This window comes from Mycolicibacterium chengduense (assembly GCF_033741155.1).
In the GTDB taxonomy this organism is placed as follows: domain Bacteria; phylum Actinomycetota; class Actinomycetes; order Mycobacteriales; family Mycobacteriaceae; genus Mycobacterium.
This window is the reverse complement of the sequence record NZ_JAWQNH010000003.1, coordinates 346,231-370,276: the sequence shown is the minus strand read 5'-3', so window position 1 is coordinate 370,276 and position 24,046 is coordinate 346,231. Positions and strand designations below refer to the sequence as shown.

Here is a 24,046-nt window from a genome sequence, read left to right as displayed (position 1 = left end):
GCTTGCCTCAAAGATCTGACTATTGCAAGAAGATCACGGATAGATCTGCTTTAAGTCTCATTCGACGGAGGTATGACACGATGTAACCGTGGGTGCCCTTCCAAACGTCAGCGCGCTGCACGACAACGTGCTGACCGCGCTGGGTGCCGCCGTGGTGTCGGGTAAGTACCCCCCCGGCGCGGTGATCACACTCGAAGGGGTGAGCGCCGAGCACGGCGTGTCGCGCAGCGTTGCCCGCGAAGCGATCCGCGTGCTCGAATCGATGGGGTTGGTGGCTTCTCGCCGCCGGGTGGGCATCACCATCCAGCCCGCCGCGAACTGGAACGTCTTCGATCCCATGGTGATTCGCTGGCGACTCGAATCCGGGGACCGGGCCGCCCAACTGGTCTCGCTGTCGGAGTTGCGCCGCGGGTTCGAGCCGGCGGCCGCGGCGCTGGCAGCGCGGCGGGCCAACCCGCATCAGTGCCGGATCATGGCAGCCGCGGTGTCCGACATGGTGGTCCACGGCCGCTCCGGGGACCTGGTGTCATATCTACAGGCGGACAAGATCTTTCACCAAACCCTGCTGGAAGCCAGCGGCAATGAGATGTTCCGCGCCCTCAACGCCGTCGTCGCCGAGGTGCTCACCGGGCGGACACACCACGGCATGATGCCGGAGCTGCCCAACCCGGCGGCCATCGAACTGCACGACGAGGTGGCCCGCGCCGTTCGGTTGCGCGACGAGGCGGCCGCAGAAAGCGCGATGCGGGCGATCATCGACGAGGCGGCCCACGCGGTCGCCGAGGACGCCTGACGCCGAATCAGTCCTCGGCCGTCTCCGGGGCGGGACGAAGCTGACCGTGGCGGATCAGGTTGGTGGTGGCCATGTCCCAGCGCAGCGTCTGTGCCGGGCTGTACAGCGGTCCGGGGATGTGCCGTTCGACGTGCCGGCGTAACACGCTCGCCCCGATACGCAGCAGCACCGGATTGAGCACCGACCACACCGGATCGAGATCGCTCCTGGTCATCCCGCGAGCGGCGAACGTCTCACCCTGCATCGCGCTGATCTTGACCAGCCCGTCGAAGATGGTGGCACCGGTCGGCCCCTCCTCGGTGAGCACCCGGGCCACGTAGTCCACCACGTCCGGATGCTCGATGAACAACCGTGCCGTCCCGCCGCGAAAGGGCATCGGATCGTCCTGCGGCACCGACTCGGGCTCCTCGAGTAACAGGCCGAACACCTCAAGCACATGCTCGTCGATGGCCGCGATCAGTCGGGCCTTGCTGCCGAAGTAGTGCTGGATGAGCCCCACGCTCACCTCGGCGGTGTCGGCGATGGTGCGCAGCGACGTACCCGCTACGCCCCGCGCGGCGAAGCAGGCCATCGCTGTGTCGCGGATCCGCTCCAGCATCGTCGAATCGGCCTGCGGGGACGAACCGGATCCCGCCGCGTCGTGCATGGTCGAAACCCTACCGGGGCGGCCGACCGCTACCGCGGATTCGGTGATGCTTGACTGACACGATGACCCGACCGATTTCTGTCGCCCGGCGGTTGTTCGACCGGTTGGAACCCGTCCACGCGGTCACCTACTTCGCGCCGGAGTCGCGCGCCGCGCTGTCCGGCCTGGGCTATCCCGGGTTCTGGATGGGCTACTTCGCCGCCCGTTCCGCTCCCTTGGGTCAGGTGGCCCCCGAGGTGGTCACCGCGCTGTTCTACAACTTCTCGCCGCGCCAGGTGCACAATGCGCTACCCGCGGCGTGGGATATCGCCTCACCGACCGCCGCACTGGCCGCCCGCGCCGAGGCGGCGGTGGCGACGCTGCGCCGCTACGGCATCACCGACGACGCGCCCGTGCGCACCGCGGCCGGCCTGTTGCAGATCGCCGCCCGTTACGCCCCGGCCGACGGGCGCGCCTTGTTCGCCGCCAACGCCGCGCTGCCCTGGCCGGAAGAGCCGATGGCCAAACTCTGGCACGCCACCACCCTGCTGCGTGAGCACCGCGGGGACGGACACAACGCGGTGTTGGCCGCGCACGGCATCAGTGGCAGAGAATGCAATGTCCTGCACGTCGCGGCCGGCCGGGTCCCGCGCGAAATGATCGGCCGCGCCAGGGATTACGACGATGACAGCTGGCAGGAGCAGGTGGACCGGCTGGCCGCCCGGGGGCTGCTCGACAGGGCGGGGGCGCTGACGGCGGCCGGAACCGAACTCAAGGCGCGGATCGAGGAGCGTACCGACCGGCTGGCCCTGTCGGCATTCGACGTCCTCGACGATGAGCAGTTGGCCACCCTGTTCTCGGTGCTGACGCCGCTGACCCGGCTGGTGGTGGCCGGCGGCGACCTGCCTGCCGCCACCCCGATGGGTCTGCGCCGCGACGAATTGGACGACGACGCGCTCTAACGTGGGGCATACATGCTCTAACGTGGGGCGTACATGATGAGCCCGACCCCGGCCAGGCAGATCAGCGCCCCGGTGACGTCCCAGCGGTCCGGCCGGAATCCGTCGGCCAGCATTCCCCATACCAGCGAGCCGGCCACGAATACGCCACCGTAGGCGGCCAGCACCCGGCCGAAATGTGCGTCGGGCTGAAAGGACGCGACGAAACCGTAAGCGCCGAGCGCCATCACCCCGAAACCGGCCCACCACCAACCGCGGTGTTCCCGCACGCCCTGCCACACCAGCCAGGCGCCGCCGATCTCGAGTACCGCGGCGAGCACGAACAGGGCGATGGACTTCACGGCGAGCATCAGCTCAGTTTGCCCGGTCAGAGGTTGCGGTTCCACTCCACCCAGCCGGTCCCCGCGCGCCCGTCGGCGGTGGTGACCGTCGTCCAGGCGCGGGGAAACTGGCTGACCCTGCCGTCGGAGGCGACCAGCAACACCGGCGCGTGGCCCCGCACGTGAACCTGCACCTCGAGGTCTCCCGGTGCCAATGTCAGCGTCGTGGTCAGCGGTAAACCGTTGTCGGCGAACGTCTTATCCGCGCGCACCGACTGCAGCTCGACGAGTTCACCGGCATGTTGCCGATAGCCGATGCCGACCGGGGGCACACCGGGAATGCGGATGTCGACGCCGTGCAGATGGGTGCCGTCTTCGAGGTGCAGGGCGCTCCAGACCCAGTCCATGCTCCACCAATCCCGCACCCCCCAGGAGTGGTCCCGTTGCCCCGGACCGTCGGTCAGCCGGTATTGCGTGCCGCCCACGGTCACCGTTCCGCTGACCGTGCAGGGAATCTCGTACCGCGGGGTGATCCGGTACTGATAGGGCGTTCCGGCCGTACTGAACTCGAGTGCCAAGGTGAGCTCGGCGGGCCGGCCCGCCGAGCCGCGCAGCAGATTGGCGGGGTCGTCGAAGGACTCGGCTCGCCCCTGGATGTCCACCCGGAAGAGGCGGAGCGGATCGGTGGGGATCAGCTTCAGCTCGAACCCGGTGGTGCCGACATGGCCGGGGTCGGCCGGCAGGGCGACCTCGAAATCGTTGATGGCCACCGTCGGTATATCCGGTCCGCATACCAGTGCGTTGACCCATGCGGTGCGTTGGTGGGGCATCAGGCCCAGCCGCACCCACCCGCCGATGCCTTGGGATGCGTCGACGAAGTCGAAGTACCAGCTTTCGCTCCACAGCGGTTCATCCGTCGGCTGGTGCGGCAGCTCATCCCCGGGGTTGGGTGTAAGCGGTTGCGGTGCAGCACTGTCCGGCAGCGTTGCCAGCGCGTCGGTGTCCAGCACATGCTCACAGTGCCGGTGCAGCATCGTCATGAACATCTCGTCGCCCCGGTCGGTTCGTTCCACCAGCATCGAGGAGACGATCGCCATCATCACCCCGAAGAAGCTCTGCCTGCGCACGCCATCACGCACCTCGTCGAGGCCGAGCACACCGGGGCCGAGTGCGCCGTGGTAGGTCGCCAGCAGATCGTCGTAGTGCGCGCGCCGTACCTCCGGCGCCAGGGCGCAGCCGAGGAAATAGGCAACATCGGTCAACGCCGGGCCCCAGGTCACCGTCTGCCAGTCCACCACTGTCAGCGGTCGCTGCGCTCCTGCTGCGCCGAAAAGCAGGTTGTCCAACCGGTAGTCGCCGTGCACCAGGCCCTTCGTCGCCGAGGATTCCTGGTCGAGGTAGCCGTCAAAGGCCGCCACCAGCTGCTCGCACACCTGTCGGTGCCGCGGGTCGATGCGCTCGCCGTACCGTTCGGTGAAACCGGCGTACAGCCCGGCGAGCAGCGTCTGGTTCAGCGGAGCGTCGCGGTTCAACCAGCCGGCACCGGCCAGGTCTGGATCACCGACCAGGGGGCCGTGCACCAGCCCGAGCTGGTGCAGGGCCAGCGCCGCCTGCTCGGCGGTGGCACCACGGATCTCGTCGCCCACGGTGGCCGGCGCGGCGTCACCGAGCAACAGGTCGAAGGCCCCGGAGTCGGCGTCGTAGGCGTGGTGGAAACACGGCGCGAACGGGCTGGCCGGTCCCCCGCCCAACTTCGGCGCGATCTCGGCGTAGAACCGAACCTCGCGCTCGTAGAGGCCCATCGCCAATCCGGTGGCGCGGCTGTTCGGGTCGGCGGCCGCGACTTTCAGCACCACCGAGGCCGGCCCGCCGGATTCTTCGGCGTACCGCAGCCGCAGCCGGTAGCACTCGCTCATCTGGCCGGTGCCGATCCGCTCGGCATCGTGGCCGACGATCCGGCCGGCGCCCACCACGTCGGTGAGCCAGGCGTCGGTCAGATCGGTGGGGCGTTCGATGATGCGACTGTGCACGCATCAGAACCTAGCAGTGGCGCCGGTCACATGTGACAGGTGTCAAGTCAACCGGCGGCCAGGGTGAAACCCGCCCATGCTCGCCGCCGTTCGGCGGCCGGATCGTATTCGAGGTGGGTGTTGCGATCGAACACCAGCACGGCCCGCATGTGCTCGTCGTACCGGGGCCAGCCTTCGCCGGGGTTACCGGTACGGCTGAAGCTGCCCCAGCGCAGCTGAACCTCACGGGTCACCCGGCGGGCCGATGCGCCGTCGGCTGCCGCGGTGAGCAGTCCGCCCAATCGGGTGCCGTACACGCCGAACACCGCGAGCAGCTCCGTGGCGTGGGTGGCACCCAACCCCGACCAGTTCAGGATTCGCGGTGCGTAGTCGTAGCGGTAGACGTAGGTCGGCCGATGTCGGCTGTGCGCCTCCGCGATCTCCCAGCCGGCGGTACCGAAGGCGAAGTCGCCGCCCAGCCGGATACACGCGGCCCGGCCCGGATAATCCGGATACGCGGCGATGACCCGGTCGCGCGTTTCGGTGCCGGTGGTCGCCAACAGCATCTCGATGCTCTGCTCGGTGGTCGGCAACAGCTGCATGAATCGGGTGAACAGCCGACCCTCGTCGGCATTGCTGCCCACGATGAGCGGGATCGGGTGCGCCCGGCCGGCACGCATGGCCCGCACCGGGTCCTCGGGCAGCAGCTCGGTGCCTGAGGTCGGCCCGACCGGGAAGGCGCCCGGTAGCTCCTTGCCGGACCGGGCGATCAGGGTCTCCAGTGCTGTCAGCAACTCGGCGGGCCGAGCCGCCATCACGGTGGCCGCACCGTCTTCCCGTGCGGCGCCCAGCAAGCCGGCGAACTGCTCGGCGAACATGGCCGCTTGCTCCGGGCTGCGCACCATGCCGCTGGCCGCGCTCTGCGAAATGGCTTGTGCGAAAAGCCCTTCAGCCTCGGGCACCGCCATCAGGGTGGCCACCGCGTGGGCGCCGGCGCTCTCCCCGAAGATCGTCACGTTGTCCGGGTCGCCACCGAAGACCGCGATGTTCTCCCGTACCCACCTCAGCGCCAGGATCAAGTCACGCAGGTACAGGTTGTCCTCGATCGGATACTCGGCAGTGGACAGCGCCGACAGGTCCAGACACCCCAGCGCACCCAGCCGGTAATTCACCGAGACATACACACAACCGCGGCGGGCCAGCGCGACACCGTCGTAGAGCGGGGTGGCCGAGCTGCCCATGATGTAACCGCCGCCGTGGATGTAGAACATCACCGGCAGCCGGTCCCCCGAGGGCTCGCCGCCGGGGTGTTCGGGGGCGACCACGTTGAGCGTCAAACAGTCCTCGCTCATCGGCTGGTATTTGCCGATGCCGAGCATGGTGTACCGGCGCTGCTGCGGGGCACAATTGCCGAGCCCGTGGCAATACCGCACCCCCCGCCAGGGCTCCGCCGGCTGCGGTGAGCGGTACCGCAGTGCCCCGACCGGCGCTTTCGCGTACGGAATGGCGCGCCAGCGGTGCACGCCGTCCCGAGTGAAACCCTCGATCGTCCCGGTGCTGATCTTCGCGCGGACGGTGTGTTCGTGCATGGCCCGACGGTAGCGAACGACTACCCTGGCCGCATGCGGATGGCAGTGCTGGTGATGGCGTCCGCGCTGGTCGCGGGATGCTCGCAGGATATGAAGGGGGCCGCGGTATCGGCCCCACCGCCGCTGACGGCCACGACTCCTGGCAGTTCTCGGCCGGCGCCGACCAGTGCCCCGGCGTCACCGTCGGCGGTGCCGCACGCCCCGGCCGCCGGTGCACCCATCGCCGAGGTGACCAAGTGGGTGGATGCGGGCACGGCGGTGCCGGCCGCGAAATTCGGCTCCACGACGCGTGACGGTGTCAGCACCGACGTACACGGTGTCGCCTTCACCACCGAGACGGTCAGCTGTATCAGCAGCGCCCAGTACAACGACGGTGCGCTGGCTTGCCTGGTCAAACTGACCAACCCGCCACCGAAACCCCTAGACGCCTACACGATGTGGAAGGGCAACTGGGTCGACTTCGACGGAACCAGCGTGAATATCGGCTCGCTGCATGGTGATCCGGGGCCGTTCGGCAACGGCAGTGGGCCCCAGTTGGGTGGCGGGGAGGCCGTCAAGTTCGGCGACTTCGGCTGCCGCGCCGACGGTGACTCGGTGGTCTGTGTGAACTATGCCCACCACACCGCGGCCAGGATGCGCCCCGCCGGTGTCGATGGGTTCGGCTGCCTGTCCCCGGCGCAGGCCCCGCCGGATATCGGGATCAGGCTGTCCTGCTGACCTCGCCGAGATCGACGTAATGCCGGATCGCTCTCGGGCGGATTCATACGGTCAAGGCAACATTTCCTGGTTTTGGAGGTTGCTGTGCCGAGAGGGATCCCTGCGTCGCGGGCATTGAAGCGGGAGCTTCTTGATCGGGTGTGTCGGGGGCAGTCGGTGACGGCTGCTGAAATAGCGATGGGCGTGTCGCACGGGTTGGGTCATCAGTGGTGGCATAAGGCTGGTGGGATGACGCTTACGACGGGTCGGCGCGGCGGTGTCGCCGATGTGATCGAGCAGGATCGGCCGGGTGGGCCTGGGCATCGGATCAGCCTGGCTGAGCGTGTAGAGATCATGCGTGGGCTCGACGATGAGTTGAGCTATGCCGAGATCGGGCGCCGGATCGGGCGCGACCGGTCGGTCGTGTGGAAAGAGATCCGCCGTAACCGAGGTGATGACGGGGACTATCACGCGTTGATGGCTCATGCTCGATCTGAGGATAAAGCCAAGCGGCCCAAGGCATTCAGGCTCGATGATCCGAAGCTGTGCGCGGCGGTCGAAGCGTGGATGGACGACGGGTGGAGCCCGCGGTTGATTGCGCAGGTGTTGGCCCAAGATTATCCCGCTGACAAGCTGATGCAGGTGAGCCACGAAACGATCTACCAGAGTCTGTACGTCCAGACCCGTGGCAGTCTTCGTGCCGATCTGCACAAGAGTCTGTCGACCAAACGGGCGGCCCGAAAAACGCGTGGCCAGGTCAGTGGTCCCCGCGGGGTCTACGCCAGCGGCGAGGAATTCCGCATCAGCGATCGACCCGCCGAGGCTGCTGACCGGGCAGTACCTGGACACTGGGAAGGCGATCTGATCATGGGGGCCGGCAATACCAGCGCGATCGGCACCTTGGTCGAGCGCAGCACCCGGTTCACGATCTTGCTGCATCTGCCGGTCGATCACACTGCTGAGGCCGTTGCCGCCGCGATGATCGCGGCGATGGGCGAGCTACCCGAGCATCTACGCCGTTCGATCACTTGGGACCGTGGCTCTGAGATGGCTCAATGGCGTCACATCCACCTGCAGCTCAAGGCGCCGGTCTACTTCTGCAATCCGCATTCGCCCTGGCAGCGCGGCACCAATGAGAACACCAACCGACTCTTGCGGCATTGGTTCGAAAAGGGCACCGACCTAGCCGGTTACACCAGAGCTGACCTCAAACGTGTTCAAGACAAACTCAATACACGGCCCAGGCCCACCCTGGACCTCGATACCCCAGCCCAACGTCTTGCCGCCCTCATTAGCCAAACAGCCTGAATGTTTCCCCAACCACTTGACATTGCCTCGCACAAACTCGCCCAAACGTACATATGGGCGGTGTCAGCGCCAGCCGTCGGCGGCCTTGGCGGCCTCGACCAGTACGTCGCACAACGCGCGGAGTTCGGAGCCCTGTGCTCCCTCGGCGACGGCGGTGGCGATGTCCTCGGCCGCACAGCGAACCTGGTACACCCGATCGGCCAGGTCGGCGGCCTCCTCGGCGGTCAGCACCACCGCGTCGGGCGCCACCGAGGTGCCCTTGACCTGTGCGCGTTGTTCGTAGGCGCGCTGCCGGCAGGACTGCCGGCAGTATTGCCGCCGCCGCCCCATCCCGGCCTCGGCAACTTCGCGGCCACACCAGCGGCAGGGCTGCGGGCGGGTCCGGCGGCGCGGCGGGGAGGGCACGGCTGCGGTCACGAAACACGACTGTAGACCTGCGCAGGCGGCGTGCCCGGTAGCGGCGCGGGGCAGGCGGTATCCTGGTTGGTCGAGTCGGGAACTTCGCGGGCCGTATCCGCGTTGAAGCTCCGGACGAAATTCAGCCGGTAAGAGGAGTGTGGACGATGGCCGACCGTGTCCTGCGAGGCAGTCGCCTCGGAGCAGTGAGCTACGAGACCGATCGTAACCACGACCTGGCGCCCCGTCAGGTTGCGCGTTACCGCACCGAGAACGGCGAGGAATTCGACGTTCCGTTCGCCGACGACGCCGAGATCCCCGGCACCTGGCTGTGCCGTAACGGCTTGGAGGGCACCCTCATCGAGGGTGACGTGCCGGAGCCCAAGAAGGTGAAGCCGCCCCGGACGCACTGGGACATGCTGTTGGAGCGCCGCTCGGTCGAGGAACTCGACGAACTGCTCAAGGAGCGCCTGGAGATCATCAAGACTCGCCGCCGCGGGTCCTGAGCGAAGGCGTGACGTGCCCGTCCCGGATCGGGGCGGGCACGATCTCCCCGTCGATCAGCGCGTGATGCCGCGGGCCCGGTCCAGCCGGCCCCGGATGCCCCATTCGGCGACTTTCGACATTGCTTCGCGGATGTTCGATCCGCTCATCTTGGATACGCCCAGTTCGCGTTCGGTAAAGGTGATGGGCACCTCCACGACGGTGAACCCGGCGTTGATCGCGCGCCAGGTCAGGTCGATCTGGAAGCAGTACCCCTTCGAATCCACCGCGCTGAGGTCGATCTTCTCCAACACCTCGCGGCGGTAAGCCCGATAGCCGGCGGTGATGTCGTTGATGTCCACCCCGAGCAGCACCCGTGAATAGGTATTGGCGGTCCGGGACAGCGCCAGCCGGCGCCACGGCCAGTTACGCACCGTCCCGCCCGGCACGTACCGCGAACCGATCGCCAGGTCGGCGCCGGCGTCGACCGCCTCGAGCAGGCGGCTGAGCTCCTCGGGGGCGTGGCTGCCGTCGGCGTCCATCTCGACCAGGACCGAGTACTCCCGGGCCAGACCCCAGGCGAACCCGGCGAGGTACGCCGCACCGAGTCCGTCCTTGCTGATCCGGTGCATCACGTGCACCCGGTCGGGATCGGCGAGCGCCAGCTCGTCGGCGAGCTGGCCGGTGCCATCCGGGCTTCCGTCGTCGACTACCAGCACATGGACGTCGGGCCGGGCGGCGTGTACGCGGCGCACGATCAGTGGGAGGTTCTCCCGCTCGTTGTACGTCGGGATGATCACCAGCGTGCGCCGGCTCGGCGACGCCGGATTACCCGGTCGGTCCGCTCCTGTCTCAGGAGTGGTCATGTGCTTCCCTTGTCCTCACTGCCCGCATCGGGCTTTTCTGCACTGCCCGCATCGGGCTGTTCTGCACTGCCCGCGTCGGGCTTTTCTGCACTGCCCGGGTCGGGCTCGTCTGTACTGCCCGGGTCGGGCCCGTCTGTACTGCCCGCGTCGGGCTGCACATCCGAGTCGGCGGAGACGGCCGTCCGGCGCCTTCGCACAAATCTGCTCTCGTGCCGTCGCACGAAGAAGCCCCTATTGTGCAGCATGGCCGCGATCACAGCGGCAACGCCGATCACGATGAGTCCGATCTGGATGGCCGGGCCCCAGACGGTAGCGACGGTCAGACCGGATTTCAGCCGCACGGCGGTATCCAGATAGGCCGGCTCGAAGAACTTGGTCCGGGCCAGCTCACGACCGTCCGGCGCGATCACGGCGCTGATCCCGGTGGTTCCGGCCACCACGACGTAGCGATCGTGCTCGACGGCGCGCAGCCGGGCGAAGGCCAGTTGCTGGGCGCTCATCGCCTCGTCGAACGTGGCGTTGTTGGTCGGCACGGTCAGCAGTTGCGCGCCGTTGAGGACGGCTTCGCGCGCGGCGCGGTCGAAGATCACCTCCCAACAGGTGGTGACGCCGATCGGAACGCCGGCTGCCTGCACCACCCCGTCCCCGGTGCCGGGCACGAAGAACCCGGCACGGTCGGCGTAGGACGAGATATGCCGGAAGAAACTGCGCCAGGGCAGGTACTCGCCGAACGGTTGGACGATCTTCTTGTCATGCCGTTGACCGGGGCCGGTCACGTCATCCCAGACCATCACGGTATTGGTCGCCGCCGGATTCTCGGGGGTGTAGCCGGGGGCGCGCAGGACGGTGCCCACCAGGATCGGTGCATGTACCGCGCGCGCGGCCTGGGCGATTTCTGCGCCGGCGTCGGCGTTGATCAGCGGGTCGATATCCGAGGAGTTCTCCGGCCAGATCACCACCATGGGTTGCGGTGCGCGGCCGGCCTGGACATCGGCGGCCAGCCGCAGTGTCTCGGAGACGTGGTTGTCGAGCACCGCGCGGCGCTGCGCGTTGAAATCCAGCCCCAACCGCGGCACATTGCCCTGCACCGCCGCGACGGTGACCGAGGGCTGCGCGCCCGCGCCGACCCCGGCCTGGCGGACGGCCGGCCACACCAGCGCGGTGCCCAGCAGAACGACGCAGATGCACACCCCGGGTAACACGACCTCCGGTCGCGCGGCGTCGGTGGTGGCCGCTTGATCAGGGTGACTGTGTCGCCACCACATCACGATCTCCAGGCCGATGGCGGTCAGGCTGAAGCCGACCAGCGCCACGGCGACCGAGACCAGCGGTGCGCCGCCGACGTGGGCCAGTGGCAGCAGCGGGCCCCCGGCTTGGCTGAAACCGACGACGCCCCAGGGGAAACCGCCGAACGGCACCACCGATTTGAGCCACTCGGCCAGCGCCCACTCGGCGGCGAACCACACCGGCCAACCGGGCAGTCCCCGGACCAGGACGGCCAGTAGCCCGAACAGCGCAGGGAAGAGTGCCTGCAGCAATGCCAAGGCCAGCCAGGGCACGGTGCCGACCAGGCTGCCGATCCACGGCAGCAGCGGCACGTAGAAGGCCAACCCGAACACCAAGCCATAGCCGAAACCACCGGCCCGAGTGGTCTGCGCGCGGGTCAGCACCCAACCCAGTGCCGCCAGCGACAGGAAAGCGCAGTACCACCAGCCCCACGGCGGGAAGCTCACGCACATCAACGCGCCGGCGAGCACCGACACCACCAGGCGTGCCAGCCGCGGCAGCAGCGCCCGACGGAGCCGGCCGCCGAGCCGGGCCAACCGACCGGGCCCGGCCGGCTCCGGCTCGAGGCTGGCTTCGGGCACGATGTCCGTTTCCGGCGCGGTGTCCGTCTCGGGTGCGGTATCGGTGTCGGGTTCGGCGTCAGCCATACAGCACCACGCCGCGGTGGACGGTGCGCAGGCAGCGCGGCGACCGGTCCGGGGACAGCCGCGGCAGCGCAGGCACCCGGGACCGTGGATCGGTGGACCAGCGCTGCACGGCCTCGGTCGCCGGAGCGCTGACCTCGAGATCACCGGCGTCCCAGATCGCGTAAGAGGCCGGCGCACCGGGAACCAAGGTGCCGGTCACCCCGTCGCGGGCCCCTGCCGCCCGCCACGCACCCCGCGTGGCGGCGGCGAACGCCGCGCGGGCCGACACCGCGCTGCCCGGGGTGTGATGTTCCGACGCGGCCCGCACGGATTGCCACGGGTCCAACCCGGTGACCGGGCTGTCGGATCCGAAGGCGAGCGGCACGCCTTGGGATGCTAACAGCGCAAAGGGGTTGAGTTTGCCGGCTCGGTCAACCCCGAGACGCTGCGCATACATACCCGCCGGCCCGCCCCACAGGTCGTCGAAGTTGGGTTGCATGCTCGCGATGACGCCCCAGCTGCCGAGCCGCTCGGCCTGGCCGGGATCGACCATCTCCAGGTGTTCCAGCCGGTGCCCGCAGCGCGCCACCGCCGGGCCGCCGAATCGGTCGGCCGCCACTTGCAGCGCGTCGGTGACCGTCGCGACGGCGGCGTCCCCGATGACGTGGAACCCGGCGGTGATCCCGGCCTCGGTACAGGCCAGCAGGTGCGCTGTCACCGCGTCGGCGTCCAGATAGCTGTTACCGCAGGTGTGCGGGGCGTCGGCATAGGGCTCGTGCAGCCAGGCGGTCCGCGAGCCGAGCGCGCCGTCGACGAACAGGTCACCGGCCAGCCCGCGGGCGCCGGTGCGCTCGACGAGATCGCGGGCCTCCGCTACCGACCGCACGGCCTGCCCCCAGTACCCGACGACCTCGACACCGTGGTCCAGGGCGCGCAGCGCCTGCCAGTCATCCAGCCCGCCGATGTCGGGCCCGGCGCATTCGTGCACCGCGACGATCCCGAGGGCGGCCGCGGCGTCTAACGCGGCACGTTGCGCGGCGCGGCGCTGTGTGGGTGTCAGCAGGTCGCGGGCGGCCGCCCGGACGGCGTGGTGGGCATCGGCGGTCAGCGGCCGCTGCGGATGGAATCCGGCGACGGCCGCCAGGTCACCGACGGTGCCGCGCAGCCCCGTCGAGGCGACCGCGGAGTGCACGTCGACCCGGCTCAGGTAGGCAGGCCGCTGCCCCAGGGCGGTGTCGAGGTCGTCCGTGGTCGGCGGCTCCGGCTCGGGCCAGCCGGTCTCGTCCCAGCCGTGGCCCCAGACGATGCCGTCCGGCTGCGTCGCGGCGTAGTCGGCGACCAGCTGCAGGCAGTGCTCGCGCGAGCGCGCCGCGCGCAGGTCCAGACCGGCCAGGGCCAGCCCGGTGGCGGTGACGTGGACGTGGCTGTCGACGAACGCCGGTGCGACGAAGGCCCCGCCCAGATCGGCCGTGTCGGCGTCTGGGAATTCGCTACGGGCGGCGTCGTCGGAGCCGAGCCACACCACCAGTCCGTCGCGCACGGCCATGGCCGTCGCCTCGGGGGCGGCCGGGCTGTACACCCGCCCGTTGAGCAGAAGTGTGGTCACGAGGGACAAACAGTAGTCGGCGCTCAGTCCTGCCGGGGCGGCAGCGGCGCCGGGATGACCACCTCGTCCACCACGTCGATGACCTCACCGTCGACGTAGTCACCGCGCGGGCCGGTGGTGGTCGTGGTGCTGCTGAACACCATGACCGGAACGGCGCGATTGAGCTGCCGGTTGACCAAACGGGTGGCCAGCGGCCGAGCCGCCACGCGGGTCGGCGGGAGCAGCAGCAGCGCACCGACGAGGGTGCTGGCCAGACCCGGTATGACGACCAGGACCGTACCGAGGGCGACGAGCAGGCTGTCGGTGGCCAGCGACGGATCGCCGGCGCGGCTGGTCATGGCGCCACGCAGCCGGGCCAGCTGGCGGGTCAACTGGGCGCCGGCCAGCGCCAGGCCGATGCCGAACGCGGCCACCAGCGCCAAGACCGTCCAGCCGAACCCGATGGTGGAGATCAGGCCCACGACGACCGCCAGTTCGACGAGGACGTAGACGAGGAACAGTCGTGATGCCATACCGGGTCAACGACTGGGGCGGCGATCGGGTTCCTGGGTTCCTAGGGGGCCTCGTGCGCGGAGTCGAGGGGCCGGACCTCGATGGCGGCGTGCACCTTGTCCACCCCGCCGCGCAGGATCGCCTGCGGGATCCACCACCAGGCGTGCCACCAATAGCGCCTGGTCACCAAGTCGAACACCCGCCTGGTCTCGGACTTCGGCAGGTTGCGCGCGATGGCTTCGACGGGTTCGCCCTTGACCTTGCCGAGCGCCCCGCACTTCTGGATGGTCACGCGCGGGGTGTTGTTGATCCGCCTGGTCTTCCAGGAGCCGTCGTCGGTGCTGATCAGCAGTGTGCCCTCGTGCGGTACACCCCACACCGGCGTGGGCTTGGGCCTACCGTCCTTCGTGAAGGTGGTCAGCAGCAGGTACTTCTCGCGATAGATGTCGTCGAAAGTCGGAGCCATCGGGCCCTCCACCCTTATGCGGATCGGTACGGATGCGGATCGGTACGGGTCAGAAGATCACGGTTTCGTTGTCGTGGCGCAGGATGCGGTCCTGACAGTGCCACAGCACCGCCCGCGACAGCACCGCCCGTTCGACATCCGCGCCGAGGCGGACCAGGTCTTCGACGGTGTGGGTGTGGTCCACCCGCACCACGTCCTGCTCGATGATCGGGCCCTCGTCGAGGTCGGCGGTCACGTAATGGGCGGTCGCTCCGACCAGTTTGACGCCGCGTTCCCTAGCGCGCCGGTAGGTGTTGGCGCCGACGAACGCCGGAAGGAACGAGTGGTGGATGTTGATCAGCGGGCAGCCGATGGCGTCCAGGAACTCCGGGGTGACGATCTGCATGTAGCGCGCCAGCACCACCAGGTCGACGTTGCCCTTGAGCAGTTCCAGTTGCCGTTGTTCGGCCTCGGCCCGGGTGTCGCGGGTGGCCGGGATGTAGACGAACGGCACGTTGAAGGCGCGCACGTGCTCGGCCAGTTCGGGGTGGTTGGCGATCACCATCACCACGGTCATGTCGAGTTCGCCGCGGCGGTTGCGCCACAGCAGGTCGAGCAGGCAATGGTCGGCCGTCGAGGCCATGATGGCCACCCGCTTGGGCTTGGCCGCCTCGGTGAACCGGTAGTCGATGTCGAATTCGGCTGCCAGCGCCCCGAATTCGCGTTCCAGCTGCGGCGCCGCCGCGGTCAGTCCGGTCAGGTGAAAGACGGTGCGCTGCAGGAACGTTCCGCCCTCGGGCTGGGTGGAATGCTGGTCCAGCGAAATGATGTTGGCGCCCGCCCGGGTCAGGAACGTCGACACCGCCGCGACGATGCCCGACCGGTCCGGACAGGTCAGCAACAGCCGGCCGATATCGGCCTGCCGGGCCGGGGCGGGTTCAGCCGGCTGCACGGAGCTCCAAGCCGACGTTGTTCTTCATGCCGCCGCGCAGCTTGGAGAACAGGTTGAAGGTTTTGCCCAGCAGCCCGTAGCGCGCGCCGATGGCGTCGTACACCCGGCCCACCTCGGACTGGTCCAGGATGGCGGCGGTGGCCGCCACGGGCTCACTCTTGGGATTGCCTCGGCGATCGCACACCGCCACGGTGACCCGCGGGGTGTTGCGAATCCGCTTGACCTTCCAGGACTTTGCCTGGGTGATGACCAGCAGCCGGTCCCCGTCCGGGGCGGCCCAGATGGCGGTCGGCTTGGGCCTGCCGTCCTTGGTGAATGTGGTCAGCAGGATGTACTCGGCCTTGGCGACATCGGCGAACGTGAGAGCCATGATGTGAATCTAGCCTTCCAGATCGCCTTCGGTTTCCAGCAGTACCTGCCGCAGGCCGTCCAGGGTCTCGGCGTCGGGCTGGGACCACATTCCCCGCCCGGCGGCTTCGAGCAGCCGCTCGGCCATCCCGTGCAGAGCCCACGGATTGGACTCCGTCATGAACTTGCGGTTCTCCGGATCGAGCACGTAGGAGGCCGAGAGTTGTTCGTACATCCAGTCGGACATGACGTGCGCGGTGGCGTCATAACCGAACAGGTAGTCGACGGTGGCCGCCATCTCGAAGGCGCCCTTGTAGCCGTGCCTGCGCATGGCGTTGATCCAGCGCGGGTTGACCACGCGGGCCCGGAACACCCGGGTGGTCTCCTCACTCAAGGTGCGGGTGCGCACCGCGTCGGGGCGGGTGTTGTCGCCGATGTAGGCGGCCGGGTCCGCGCCCGTGAGGGCACGGACGGTGGCGATCATGCCGCCGTGGTACTGGAAGTAGTCGTCCGAGTCGGCGATGTCGTGCTCGCGGGTGTCGGTGTTCTTGGCTGCCACCGCGATCCGCCGATACGCGGTGTTCATGTCCTCGGCCGCCGGCGCTCCGTCCAGGTCGCGACCGTACGCGAATCCGCCCCAGGCCGTGTACACCTGGGCCAGGTCGTTGTCGTCACGCCAGTTGCGGCTGTCGATCAGCTGCAGCAGGCCCGCGCCGTAGGTGCCCGGTTTGGAGCCGAAAATCCTTGTGGTGGCGCGCCGTTCGTCGCGGTGTTCGGCGAGGTCGGCTTGGCTGTGCGCCCGCACGTAGTTGTCCTCGGGGGCCTCGTCCAGGCCGGCGACCAGCCGGACCGCGTCGTCGAGCATGGTGACCACGTGCGGGAAGGCGTCCCGGAAGAACCCGGAGATGCGCACGGTCACGTCGATTCGGGGCCGGCCCAGCTCGGCAAGCGAGATCGGTTCCAGGCTCACCACCCGGCGCGATGCGTCATCCCACACCGGCCGAACGCCGAGCAGCGCAAGCACTTCGGCGATATCGTCACCGGAGGTCCGCATGGCGGAGGTGCCCCACACCGACAGCCCGACCGACGCCGGCCAGCGGCCATAGTCGGTGCGGTAGCGCTCCAGCAGTGAATCGGCCATGGCGACACCGGTTTCCCAGGCCAGCCGGGACGGCACGGCCTTGGGATCCACCGAGTAGAAGTTGCGCCCGGTGGGCAGCACATTGACCAAGCCGCGCAACGGCGAGCCCGACGGACCGGCCGCGATGTAGTGCCCGTCCAGCGCCCGCAGCACCGCGTCGATCTCGCCGTCGGTGCCGCGCAGCCGCGGTACCACCTCGTCGGCGGCGAACCGCAGGATATCCGCGACGACCGGGTCGTCGGTCAGCCCGTCGACGGCGGCGCTGTTCCACCCACTGTCCTGCAGACCGGCGACCAGCTCGCGGGCCGTGGCCTCGACCGCGTCCACGCGGGACAACGCCTCGCTGCCGTCCTCGGCCAGCCCCAGCGCCTGGCGCAGGCCCGGAACGGTCTGCTCGCCCCCGAACAGCTGCCGGGCCCGCAGGACGGCCAGCACCAGATCGAGTTCGGCCTCGCCGGTGGGCGCCTGGCCGAGGATGTGCAGGCCGTCGCGGATCTGCACATCCTTGATCTCGCACAGCCAGCCGTCGACGTGCAGCAGCATGTCGTCGAAGGAGTCCTCGTCCGGGCGATCCTCCAGGCCCAGATCGTGGTCCATCTTCGCGGCGCGCATCAGCGTCCAGATCTGCTGGCGGATGGCCGGCAGCTTCGCGGGGTCCAGGGCGGACACGGTGGAATGCTCGTCCAGCAGCTGTTCCAGCCGGGCGATATCGCCGTAGGTCTCGGCGCGGGCCATCGGCGGGATGAGGTGGTCGACCAGGGTGGCGTGGGCGCGGCGTTTGGCCTGGGTGCCCTCCCCCGGATCGTTGACCAGGAACGGGTAGATCAGCGGCAGGTCCCCTAGGGCGGCATCGGGACCGCACCCGGCGGACAGGCCGAGTGTCTTGCCGGGCAACCATTCCAAGTTGCCGTGCTTGCCCAGGTGCACCACGGCATCGGCACCGAAATGGGTGTCGATCCAGCGGTAGGCCGCCAGGTAGTGATGGCTGGGCGGCAGGTCCGGGTCGTGGTAGATCGCCACCGGGTTCTCGCCGAACCCGCGGGGCGGTTGCACCAGCAGCACGGTGTTTCCCGATTGCATGGCGGCGATGACGATTTCGCCCTCCGGGTCGCGGCTGCGATCGACGAACAGCTCGCCCGGCGGCGGGCCCCAGTGCCGCACGATCGCGGCGGCGAAGTCGTCGGGCAGGGTGGCGAACCACTCCGCATAATCGGCGGCGGAGACGCGGATCGGGTTGGCCTCCAGGGCCTCCGGGGTCAGCCAGTCGGGATCCTGTCCCCCGCGTTCGATGAGCGCGTGCACCAGCGCGTCACCGTCCTGCGCATCCACCCCGGGGACCTCGCCGATGTCGTAGCCCTTCTCCCGCATGGCGCGCAGCAGGGCGACCGCACTGGCCGGGGTGTCCAGTCCGACGGCGTTGCCGATGCGGGCGTGTTTGGTCGGGTACGCCGAGAACACCAGCGCCACCCGTTTGTCGGCGGGGGCGATGTGGCGCAGCCGGGCATGCCGGACCGCCAACCCGGCGACGCGTGCGCACCGTTCCGGATCGGCGGCGTAGGTGATCAGGCCCTCGTCGTCGATCTCCTTGAAGGAGAACGGGACCGTGATGATGCGGCCGTCGAACTCCGGCACCGCCACCTGAGTTGCGACATCCAGGGGTGAGAGGCCGTCGTCATTGTCCGACCAGCGCGACCGGGAACTGGTCAGGCATAGCCCCTGCAGGATCGGGATGTCGAGGGCGGCAAGATGGGCGACGTTCCAGCTGTCGTCGGATCCGCCCGCTGCCGCCGCCGCGGGCGTGGCGCCGCCGGCGGCCAGCACCGTGGTGACGAGGGCGTCTGCGGTGCCGAGCAGCTGCAGTAGTTCGGGTTCGGCCGTGCGCAGCGAGGCGCAGTACACCGGCAGGGCCCTACCCCCGGCGGCGTCGATCGCGTCGCACAGCGCCTCGACGTATCCGGTGTTGCCCGCCAGGTGCTGCGCCCGGTAGTAGAGCACCGCCACGGTCGAGCGCTCGGGCGAAGGGTGTGTTGCTGCATCCGATGCGTCGGTGGACCGTTCGAGTACGCCCCAGGTAGGCACGGTGATCGGTGGTTCGAAACCGAATCCGGTCATCAAGAGCGTGTCGGACAGGAAGGCGTGCAGTCCGCGCAAGTTCGCCGTGCCGCCCTGGGCCAGGTAGATGTGTGCCTGCACGGCAACCCCGGCGGGCACGGTGGAATGCCGCATCAACTCGGCATCCGGGGTCTGCTCGCCGGACAGCACGACGGTAGGCACACCGGTGGCGACGACGGCGTCGATGCCGCGCTGCCAGCTGCGGTAGCCGCCGAGGATGCGCACGACGGCGATGTCGATCCCGTCGAGCAGAGCTGCCAACTCCCGCTCGAGCTCGTCGTCGAGCAGCCGCGACGGGTTGGCCCATCGATAATCCGCCCCTGACGCGCGGGCGGTGATCAGATCGGTGTCGGATGTCGACAGCAGCAGTACGGAGGGCACCGTCTATTCGTACCCCACGCACCGTGTGCTCAGGTGAGCAACGTGAGCGCAGATCAGCGGTCCGAACGGCTCCAGCGGCCGTACCACGAGTCCCGGTACGGTGTGACGAGGGCGCCGACCACCAAGGCGACGCCGATTCCGATGGCAATGAGTGACGCCATTGTTCACTCCTTTCGTGTGGCTGAAATGTACGTCTCGCGGCGCCGTGTGCTCGCTTTCTGTGCGCGACGAGACACCCTCTCGATGCGAGTGATGCAGTTCACACCTGCCTGCGGTGCGTGCCGCTGAACTGCTGTTCGGTACCGATCGTCGTTAGGATCGCGCGAAGCCAAACCGTTTACCCGCGTGCCGCGCACTGGCGCAATAAAGGCATGAGTCCCCGCAATTCGATCACCGTCACGAAATTGGGCGCCCATATCGGTGCGCGTGTGGAGGGCGTCCGGTTGTCCGCCGATCTGGACGCCGACACCGTCGCGCTGATCAACGACGCCTTGCTGACCCACAAGGTGATCTTCTTCCGCGACCAGGCCCACCTCGACGACGCCGGCCAGCTCGCATTCGCCGGCTTGCTCGGCACCCCGACCGGTGCGCATCCGACCGTCACCTCCCGCGGCGCGCACATCCTGCCGATCGACTCGCGTTACGACAAGGCGAACAGTTGGCACACCGACGTCACGTTCGTCGACCGGATCCCCAAGGCATCGCTGCTGCGCGCGGTGACCCTGCCCGAGTACGGCGGCACCACCGTCTGGGCGAACACCCAGGCGGCCTACGAACAGTTGCCGGCCCCGCTGCGGGCGCTGGCGGACAACCTGTGGGCGGTGCACACCAACCAGCACGACTACGCCTCTGATGTCGCGGCCGATCTGGAGCAGTTGTCGGACAACACCCGCGAGTACCGAGCGGAATTTGTCTCCGACTACTTCGAGACCGAGCATCCCGTGGTCCGGGTGCATCCGGAGACCGGTGCGCGGGTGTTGCTGCTCGGACACTTCGTCAAGCGGTTCCTCGAGCTGGGCACCACCGAGTCGGCAACCCTGTTCAGGCTGCTGCAGGCGCGAGTCACCAAGCTGGAGAACACCGTTCGGTGGACCTGGGCGCCGGGCGACCTGGCCATCTGGGACAACCGGGCGACCCAGCACTACGCCGTCGCCGATTACGACGATCAGTTCCGCTATTTGAGCAGGGTGACGCTGGCCGGCGATGTCCCGATCGACGTGCACGGACGGCCCAGTCGGGTGGTGGCCGGGGACGCGTCGCGGTACTCCGCGGTGGTGACGCCGATCCCGCTGGCCGGCTGAGGCTGTTCTCCCGCGCCGGCACTTGCGTGCGGGCCGTACGGTAGGGACATGAGCAGGGTCCGTGACGACGACGCGTGCCCCGGCGCGCTACAAGTGCACCGGGCCGCCGACGGTGCGCTGATCCGCGTCCGGTTGCCCGGCGGGGTGATCACCGCGGCGCAGCTCACCGCGCTGGCGCAGACCGCCGATCAGTTTGCCTCGCCGGCAATGGAACTCACGTCACGCGGCAATCTGCAGATCCGCGCCATCACCGATACCGACGCGGTGGCGCGGGCCGTCGCCGCAGCCGGGTTGCTGCCCTCGCCCACCCATGAGCGGGTCCGCAACATCGTGGCCTCACCGCTGTCCGGCCGAACTGGGGGCCGCGCCGACATCCGGTCGCTGGTTGCCGAATTGGATGCGGCGCTCTGCGGCTCGCCCGAATTGGCCGCATTGCCGGGCCGCTTCCTGTTCGCCCTCGACGACGGTCGTGGCGATGTGGCCGGGCTGGGCCCCGACGTCGGTGTGCACGCTGTCGGGGCCGACGACTTCGCGGTGATCCTGGCCGGTCGGGACAGCGGGGTACGCATCACGCCTGCCGCGACGGTGGGGACGCTGCTCTCGGTGGCCCGCCGGTTCGTCCAGATCAGGGGCACCGCGTGGCGGGTGAGCGAACTGCCCGACCCCACCGTGCTGCTCGACGGCGCCGCGGCGGGACCGCTGTACCCGGCTGCTTCGATCCCGCCGGTCGGCTGGATCACCCAGGACGACGGGGAAATCAGCCTCGGTGCCGTGGTGCCGCTCGGCGTGCTGGGGGCCAGGGTGGCCGAGTATCTGGCCGCCATCGAGGCGCCGCTGCTCATCACGCCGTGGCGGTCGGTGCTGGTCTGCGATCTCGACGAAGGCGTGGCCGACACGGCGCTGCGGGTGCTGGCTCCGCTGGGTCTGGTGTTCGACGAGAACTCGCCGTGGCTGCGGGTCAGTGCCTGCACCGGCCGGCCGGGATGTGACAAATCTCTCGCCGATGTCCGGTTGGACGCCGCGGCGGCGCTGCACGACGGGGCGCCCGGAGTCCATCGGCATTTCGTTGGCTGCCCACGGGCTTGCGGCAGCCCGGCGGGCGCCGAGGTGCTGGTGGCCACCGGGAACGGCTACCAGGCCCGCCACCCGTAGGGTGATCTGGTGCTCGACTATGTCCGCGACGCAGCGGAGATCTACCGGCAATCCTTCGCGACCATCCGCGCCGAAGCCGACCTCACCCGGTTCCCCTCGGACGTCGCCCGCGTGGTTGTCCGCCTGATCCACACCTGCGGCCAGGTCGATCTCGGTGAGCATGTGGCCTTCAGCCCGGATGTCGTGTCCCGCGCCCACGCTGCGCTGGCCTCCGGTGCGCCCATCCTGTGCGACTCCTCGATGGTGGCCGCGGGGATCACCCGGTCCCGGCTGCCCGCCGACAACGAGGTGGTGTCGCTGGTCGCGGACCCGCGCGCGCCGGAACTTGCCGCCACCCTGGGCAGCACCCGGTCCGCGGCCGCCGTCGACCTGTGGGCCGACCGCCTCGACGGCGCCGTTCTGGCGATCGGCAACGCGCCGACGGCGCTGTTCCGACTGCTCGAGCTCATCGACGAGGGCGCCCCGGTGCCTGCGGCGGTGCTCGGCGGACCGGTCGGGTTCGTCGGCTCTGCGCAGTCCAAGGACGAGCTGATCGCCCGCCCGCGCGGGATGTCCTATCTGGTGGTGACGGGCCGCCGGGGCGGTAGCGCCATGGCCGCCGCGGCGGTGAATGCGATTGCGAGTGAACACGAATGAGCACCGGCAAAGGAACTCTGTACGGCGTGGGCCTGGGCCCCGGCGACCCGGAACTGGTCACCGTCAAGGCGGCGCGGCTGATCGCGGCTGCCGACGTGGTGGCCTATCACAGTGCCCGGCACGGCCGCAGCATCGCGCGCCGCATCGCCGCGCCGTACCTGCGTGAGGGCCAGCTGGAGGAACATCTCGTCTACCCGGTTACTACCGAGACCACCGAACATCCGGGCGGCTATGTCGGGGCGATGGAGGATTTCTACACCGAGGCGGCCGACCGGATCGCCGTCCACCTGGATGCCGGGCGCGACGTCGCCCTGCTCGCCGAGGGCGATCCGCTGTTCTACAGCTCCTATATGCACATGCACAACCGGCTCACCGAGCGGTTCGACGCCGTGATCGTGCCCGGCGTGACATCGGTGAGCGCGGCGTCGGCGGCCACCGGCACCCCGCTGGTGCAGGGCGACGAGGTGCTGACCATCCTGCCCGGAACCTTGCCGGCCGCCGAACTGACCCGGCGGCTGGCCGACACCGACGCCGCCGTGATCATGAAGTTGGGCAAGTCGTACCCCGAAGTGCGCCAAGCGCTTTCGGACACCAATAGCCTTGATCGGGCCTTCTACGTGGAACGTGCCAGCACCGACCAGCAGCGGGTGCTCGGTGCCGGTGAGGTCGACGACGCCTCGGTGCCGTACTTCTCCATCGTCATGCTGCCCGGGGAAGCGGCCCAGCCGCGGCACGGTGGTTCTTCGCTCGCCCCGGGTCAATCCCCCGTCGCTTCGCTCGCCCCGAAAGGCAGCGTCGCGGTGGTCGGGCTCGGCCCCGGCGACCTCGACTGGATCACCCCCCAGACTCGCCGCGAACTGGCCAAGGCCACCGATCTCATCGGGTATTTCCCGTATCTGGACCGAGTCGGCGTGCGCACCGGACAGACCCGCCATCCCAGCGACAACACCGACGAACCGGCCCGGGCCCGACTCGCCTGCGAGCTGGCCCAGCAGGGCAAGTCCGTGGTGGTGGTCTCCTCCGGTGACCCCGGCGTCTTCGCCATGGCCACCGCCGTGTTGGAGGAAGCCAAGGCGTGGCCCGACGTACCGGTACGGGTCATCCCGGCGATGACGGCCGCGCAGGCGGTCGCCAGCCGGGTCGGCGCGCCGCTGGGACACGACTACGCGGTGATCTCGCTGTCGGATCGGCTCAAGCCGTGGGACATCATCGCCAAGCGGATCAGCGCGGCCGCGGCGGCCGACATGGCCATTGCCGTGTACAACCCGGCGTCCAAGACGCGCACCTGGCAGGTCGGTGCGATGAAGGAGCTGCTGCTCGAACACCGCGATCCGGCGACGCCGGTGGTGATCGGCCGGGATGTCGCCGGTCCGCAGGAGAACGTGCGGGTGGTGACGCTGGGGCAACTCGATCCCGCCGAGATCGACATGCGCTGCATGTTGATCATCGGCTCGTCGCAGACGCAGTGGCACGGTGACCGGGTGTTCACGCCGCGCTACTACCCCGGCTGACGCTCGTCGACA

The 24,046-nt window shown here is 69.0% G+C and carries 22 protein-coding genes; 9 read left to right on the top strand and 13 right to left on the bottom strand.

Annotated elements, in window-relative coordinates; translation table 11 throughout:
• Window positions 1-88: 88 nt before the first annotated feature.
• A complete protein-coding gene (locus SBI67_RS12170) occupies window positions 89-793 on the top strand; it encodes a FadR/GntR family transcriptional regulator (protein ID WP_318980805.1) in 705 nt (234 codons plus the stop codon).
• Between the two features lie 7 nt (window positions 794-800).
• Here SBI67_RS12170 and SBI67_RS12165 read toward each other — a convergent pair whose 3' ends face one another.
• A complete protein-coding gene (locus SBI67_RS12165) occupies window positions 801-1,439 on the bottom strand; it encodes a TetR/AcrR family transcriptional regulator (protein ID WP_318980804.1) in 639 nt (212 codons plus the stop codon).
• A gap of 62 nt (window positions 1,440-1,501) precedes the next feature.
• Here SBI67_RS12165 and SBI67_RS12160 point away from each other — a divergent pair, with 62 nt between their 5' ends.
• Window positions 1,502-2,380 carry an SCO6745 family protein gene (locus SBI67_RS12160; RefSeq protein WP_318980803.1) on the top strand — a complete coding sequence of 293 codons (879 nt, stop codon included), beginning with the start codon at window positions 1,502-1,504 and terminating at the stop codon, window positions 2,378-2,380.
• Between the two features lie 17 nt (window positions 2,381-2,397).
• Here the strand turns inward: SBI67_RS12160 and SBI67_RS12155 are convergent, their stop codons facing one another.
• The 3 genes from SBI67_RS12155 to SBI67_RS12145 are packed head-to-tail and all read right to left on the bottom strand — an operon-like array spanning window position 2,398 to window position 6,295.
• The gene (locus tag SBI67_RS12155) at window positions 2,398-2,727 is read right to left on the bottom strand and encodes a YnfA family protein (protein WP_318980802.1); all 330 of its coding nucleotides are present in this window, start codon (window positions 2,725-2,727) and stop codon (window positions 2,398-2,400) included.
• A 17-nt stretch (window positions 2,728-2,744) separates the two neighbouring features.
• The gene (locus SBI67_RS12150; protein WP_318980801.1) at window positions 2,745-4,727 is read right to left on the bottom strand and encodes a DUF7064 domain-containing protein; all 1,983 of its coding nucleotides are present in this window, start codon (window positions 4,725-4,727) and stop codon (window positions 2,745-2,747) included.
• A gap of 47 nt (window positions 4,728-4,774) precedes the next feature.
• Complete coding sequence (locus SBI67_RS12145; RefSeq protein ID WP_318980800.1) at window positions 4,775-6,295, bottom strand: carboxylesterase/lipase family protein; 1,521 nt, start codon at window positions 6,293-6,295, stop codon at window positions 4,775-4,777.
• Window positions 6,296-6,328: 33 nt separating this feature from the next.
• On the opposite strand from SBI67_RS12145, the gene SBI67_RS12140 reads away from it, so the two are divergent.
• Window positions 6,329-7,012, top strand: a complete 684-nt coding sequence (locus SBI67_RS12140; protein ID WP_318980799.1) for a hypothetical protein — start codon at window positions 6,329-6,331, stop codon at window positions 7,010-7,012.
• Between the two features lie 84 nt (window positions 7,013-7,096).
• Window positions 7,097-8,299 carry an IS30 family transposase gene (locus SBI67_RS12135; RefSeq protein ID WP_413232461.1) on the top strand — a complete coding sequence of 401 codons (1,203 nt, stop codon included), beginning with the start codon at window positions 7,097-7,099 and terminating at the stop codon, window positions 8,297-8,299.
• A 63-nt stretch (window positions 8,300-8,362) separates the two neighbouring features.
• Here SBI67_RS12135 and SBI67_RS12130 read toward each other — a convergent pair whose 3' ends face one another.
• Complete coding sequence (locus SBI67_RS12130; RefSeq protein ID WP_318980797.1) at window positions 8,363-8,716, bottom strand: hypothetical protein; 354 nt, start codon at window positions 8,714-8,716, stop codon at window positions 8,363-8,365.
• Window positions 8,717-8,862: 146 nt separating this feature from the next.
• On the opposite strand from SBI67_RS12130, the gene SBI67_RS12125 reads away from it, so the two are divergent.
• Window positions 8,863-9,201 (top strand): RNA polymerase-binding protein RbpA, encoded by a 339-nt coding sequence (locus tag SBI67_RS12125; protein WP_024454873.1) that lies wholly within the window; start codon window positions 8,863-8,865, stop codon window positions 9,199-9,201.
• Window positions 9,202-9,255: 54 nt separating this feature from the next.
• Here SBI67_RS12125 and SBI67_RS12120 read toward each other — a convergent pair whose 3' ends face one another.
• From SBI67_RS12120 to cobN, 8 genes are read right to left on the bottom strand one after another with little or no spacing between them, the layout of a single operon-like run.
• Window positions 9,256-10,044: a polyprenol monophosphomannose synthase gene (locus SBI67_RS12120; protein WP_318980796.1), complete on the bottom strand. Its 789-nt coding sequence runs from the start codon at window positions 10,042-10,044 to the stop codon at window positions 9,256-9,258.
• Window positions 10,041-11,978 (bottom strand): apolipoprotein N-acyltransferase, encoded by a 1,938-nt coding sequence (gene lnt, locus SBI67_RS12115; protein WP_318980795.1) that lies wholly within the window; start codon window positions 11,976-11,978, stop codon window positions 10,041-10,043. Before lnt ends, SBI67_RS12120 begins: the two co-directional genes overlap by 4 nt.
• Window positions 11,971-13,563: an amidohydrolase gene (locus SBI67_RS12110; protein ID WP_318980794.1), complete on the bottom strand. Its 1,593-nt coding sequence runs from the start codon at window positions 13,561-13,563 to the stop codon at window positions 11,971-11,973. The genes lnt and SBI67_RS12110 overlap by 8 nt, the downstream gene beginning before the upstream one ends.
• 23 nt (window positions 13,564-13,586) lie before the next feature.
• Window positions 13,587-14,075: an FxsA family protein gene (locus SBI67_RS12105; protein WP_318980793.1), complete on the bottom strand. Its 489-nt coding sequence runs from the start codon at window positions 14,073-14,075 to the stop codon at window positions 13,587-13,589.
• Window positions 14,076-14,116: 41 nt separating this feature from the next.
• Window positions 14,117-14,521 carry a PPOX class F420-dependent oxidoreductase gene (locus SBI67_RS12100; protein WP_318980792.1) on the bottom strand — a complete coding sequence of 135 codons (405 nt, stop codon included), beginning with the start codon at window positions 14,519-14,521 and terminating at the stop codon, window positions 14,117-14,119.
• Window positions 14,522-14,570: 49 nt separating this feature from the next.
• Complete coding sequence (gene purU / locus SBI67_RS12095) at window positions 14,571-15,452, bottom strand: formyltetrahydrofolate deformylase (RefSeq protein WP_318980791.1); 882 nt, start codon at window positions 15,450-15,452, stop codon at window positions 14,571-14,573.
• Window positions 15,439-15,822, bottom strand: a complete 384-nt coding sequence (locus SBI67_RS12090) for a PPOX class F420-dependent oxidoreductase (RefSeq protein WP_266049066.1) — start codon at window positions 15,820-15,822, stop codon at window positions 15,439-15,441. Before SBI67_RS12090 ends, purU begins: the two co-directional genes overlap by 14 nt.
• Before the next feature lie 9 nt (window positions 15,823-15,831).
• A complete protein-coding gene (cobN, locus tag SBI67_RS12085; protein WP_318980790.1) occupies window positions 15,832-19,434 on the bottom strand; it encodes a cobaltochelatase subunit CobN in 3,603 nt (1,200 codons plus the stop codon).
• A 371-nt stretch (window positions 19,435-19,805) separates the two neighbouring features.
• Between cobN and SBI67_RS12080 the strand changes: the two genes are divergently transcribed.
• The 4 genes from SBI67_RS12080 to SBI67_RS12065 are packed head-to-tail and all read left to right on the top strand — an operon-like array spanning window position 19,806 to window position 24,034.
• The gene (locus SBI67_RS12080; RefSeq protein WP_318980789.1) at window positions 19,806-20,735 is read left to right on the top strand and encodes a TauD/TfdA dioxygenase family protein; all 930 of its coding nucleotides are present in this window, start codon (window positions 19,806-19,808) and stop codon (window positions 20,733-20,735) included.
• Window positions 20,736-20,783: 48 nt separating this feature from the next.
• The gene (cobG, locus tag SBI67_RS12075; RefSeq protein ID WP_318980788.1) at window positions 20,784-21,887 is read left to right on the top strand and encodes a precorrin-3B synthase; all 1,104 of its coding nucleotides are present in this window, start codon (window positions 20,784-20,786) and stop codon (window positions 21,885-21,887) included.
• A gap of 9 nt (window positions 21,888-21,896) precedes the next feature.
• Window positions 21,897-22,523 carry a precorrin-8X methylmutase gene (locus SBI67_RS12070; RefSeq protein ID WP_318980787.1) on the top strand — a complete coding sequence of 209 codons (627 nt, stop codon included), beginning with the start codon at window positions 21,897-21,899 and terminating at the stop codon, window positions 22,521-22,523.
• Window positions 22,520-24,034, top strand: a complete 1,515-nt coding sequence (locus SBI67_RS12065; RefSeq protein WP_318980786.1) for a precorrin-2 C(20)-methyltransferase — start codon at window positions 22,520-22,522, stop codon at window positions 24,032-24,034. The genes SBI67_RS12070 and SBI67_RS12065 overlap by 4 nt, the downstream gene beginning before the upstream one ends.
• Window positions 24,035-24,046: the final 12 nt, after the last annotated feature.

What these genes read in the sequence shown, in the direction of transcription:
- SBI67_RS12080 (WP_318980789.1), top strand. Translation starts at nt 19,806, where the DNA reads ATGAGTCCCCGCAATTCGATCACCGTCACGAAATTGGGCGCCCATATC.
- SBI67_RS12160 (WP_318980803.1), top strand. Translation starts at nt 1,502, where the DNA reads ATGACCCGACCGATTTCTGTCGCCCGGCGGTTGTTCGACCGGTTGGAA.
- SBI67_RS12065 (WP_318980786.1), top strand. Translation starts at nt 22,520, where the DNA reads ATGAGCACCGGCAAAGGAACTCTGTACGGCGTGGGCCTGGGCCCCGGC.
- SBI67_RS12090 (WP_266049066.1), bottom strand. Translation starts at nt 15,822, where the DNA reads ATGGCTCTCACGTTCGCCGATGTCGCCAAGGCCGAGTACATCCTGCTG.
- SBI67_RS12155 (WP_318980802.1), bottom strand. Translation starts at nt 2,727, where the DNA reads ATGCTCGCCGTGAAGTCCATCGCCCTGTTCGTGCTCGCCGCGGTACTC.
- SBI67_RS12105 (WP_318980793.1), bottom strand. Translation starts at nt 14,075, where the DNA reads ATGGCATCACGACTGTTCCTCGTCTACGTCCTCGTCGAACTGGCGGTC.
- SBI67_RS12140 (WP_318980799.1), top strand. Translation starts at nt 6,329, where the DNA reads ATGCGGATGGCAGTGCTGGTGATGGCGTCCGCGCTGGTCGCGGGATGC.
- lnt (WP_318980795.1), bottom strand. Translation starts at nt 11,978, where the DNA reads ATGGCTGACGCCGAACCCGACACCGATACCGCACCCGAGACGGACACC.
- SBI67_RS12125 (WP_024454873.1), top strand. Translation starts at nt 8,863, where the DNA reads ATGGCCGACCGTGTCCTGCGAGGCAGTCGCCTCGGAGCAGTGAGCTAC.
- SBI67_RS12100 (WP_318980792.1), bottom strand. Translation starts at nt 14,521, where the DNA reads ATGGCTCCGACTTTCGACGACATCTATCGCGAGAAGTACCTGCTGCTG.
- SBI67_RS12145 (WP_318980800.1), bottom strand. Translation starts at nt 6,295, where the DNA reads ATGCACGAACACACCGTCCGCGCGAAGATCAGCACCGGGACGATCGAG.
- cobG (WP_318980788.1), top strand. Translation starts at nt 20,784, where the DNA reads ATGAGCAGGGTCCGTGACGACGACGCGTGCCCCGGCGCGCTACAAGTG.
- SBI67_RS12165 (WP_318980804.1), bottom strand. Translation starts at nt 1,439, where the DNA reads ATGCACGACGCGGCGGGATCCGGTTCGTCCCCGCAGGCCGATTCGACG.
- SBI67_RS12120 (WP_318980796.1), bottom strand. Translation starts at nt 10,044, where the DNA reads ATGACCACTCCTGAGACAGGAGCGGACCGACCGGGTAATCCGGCGTCG.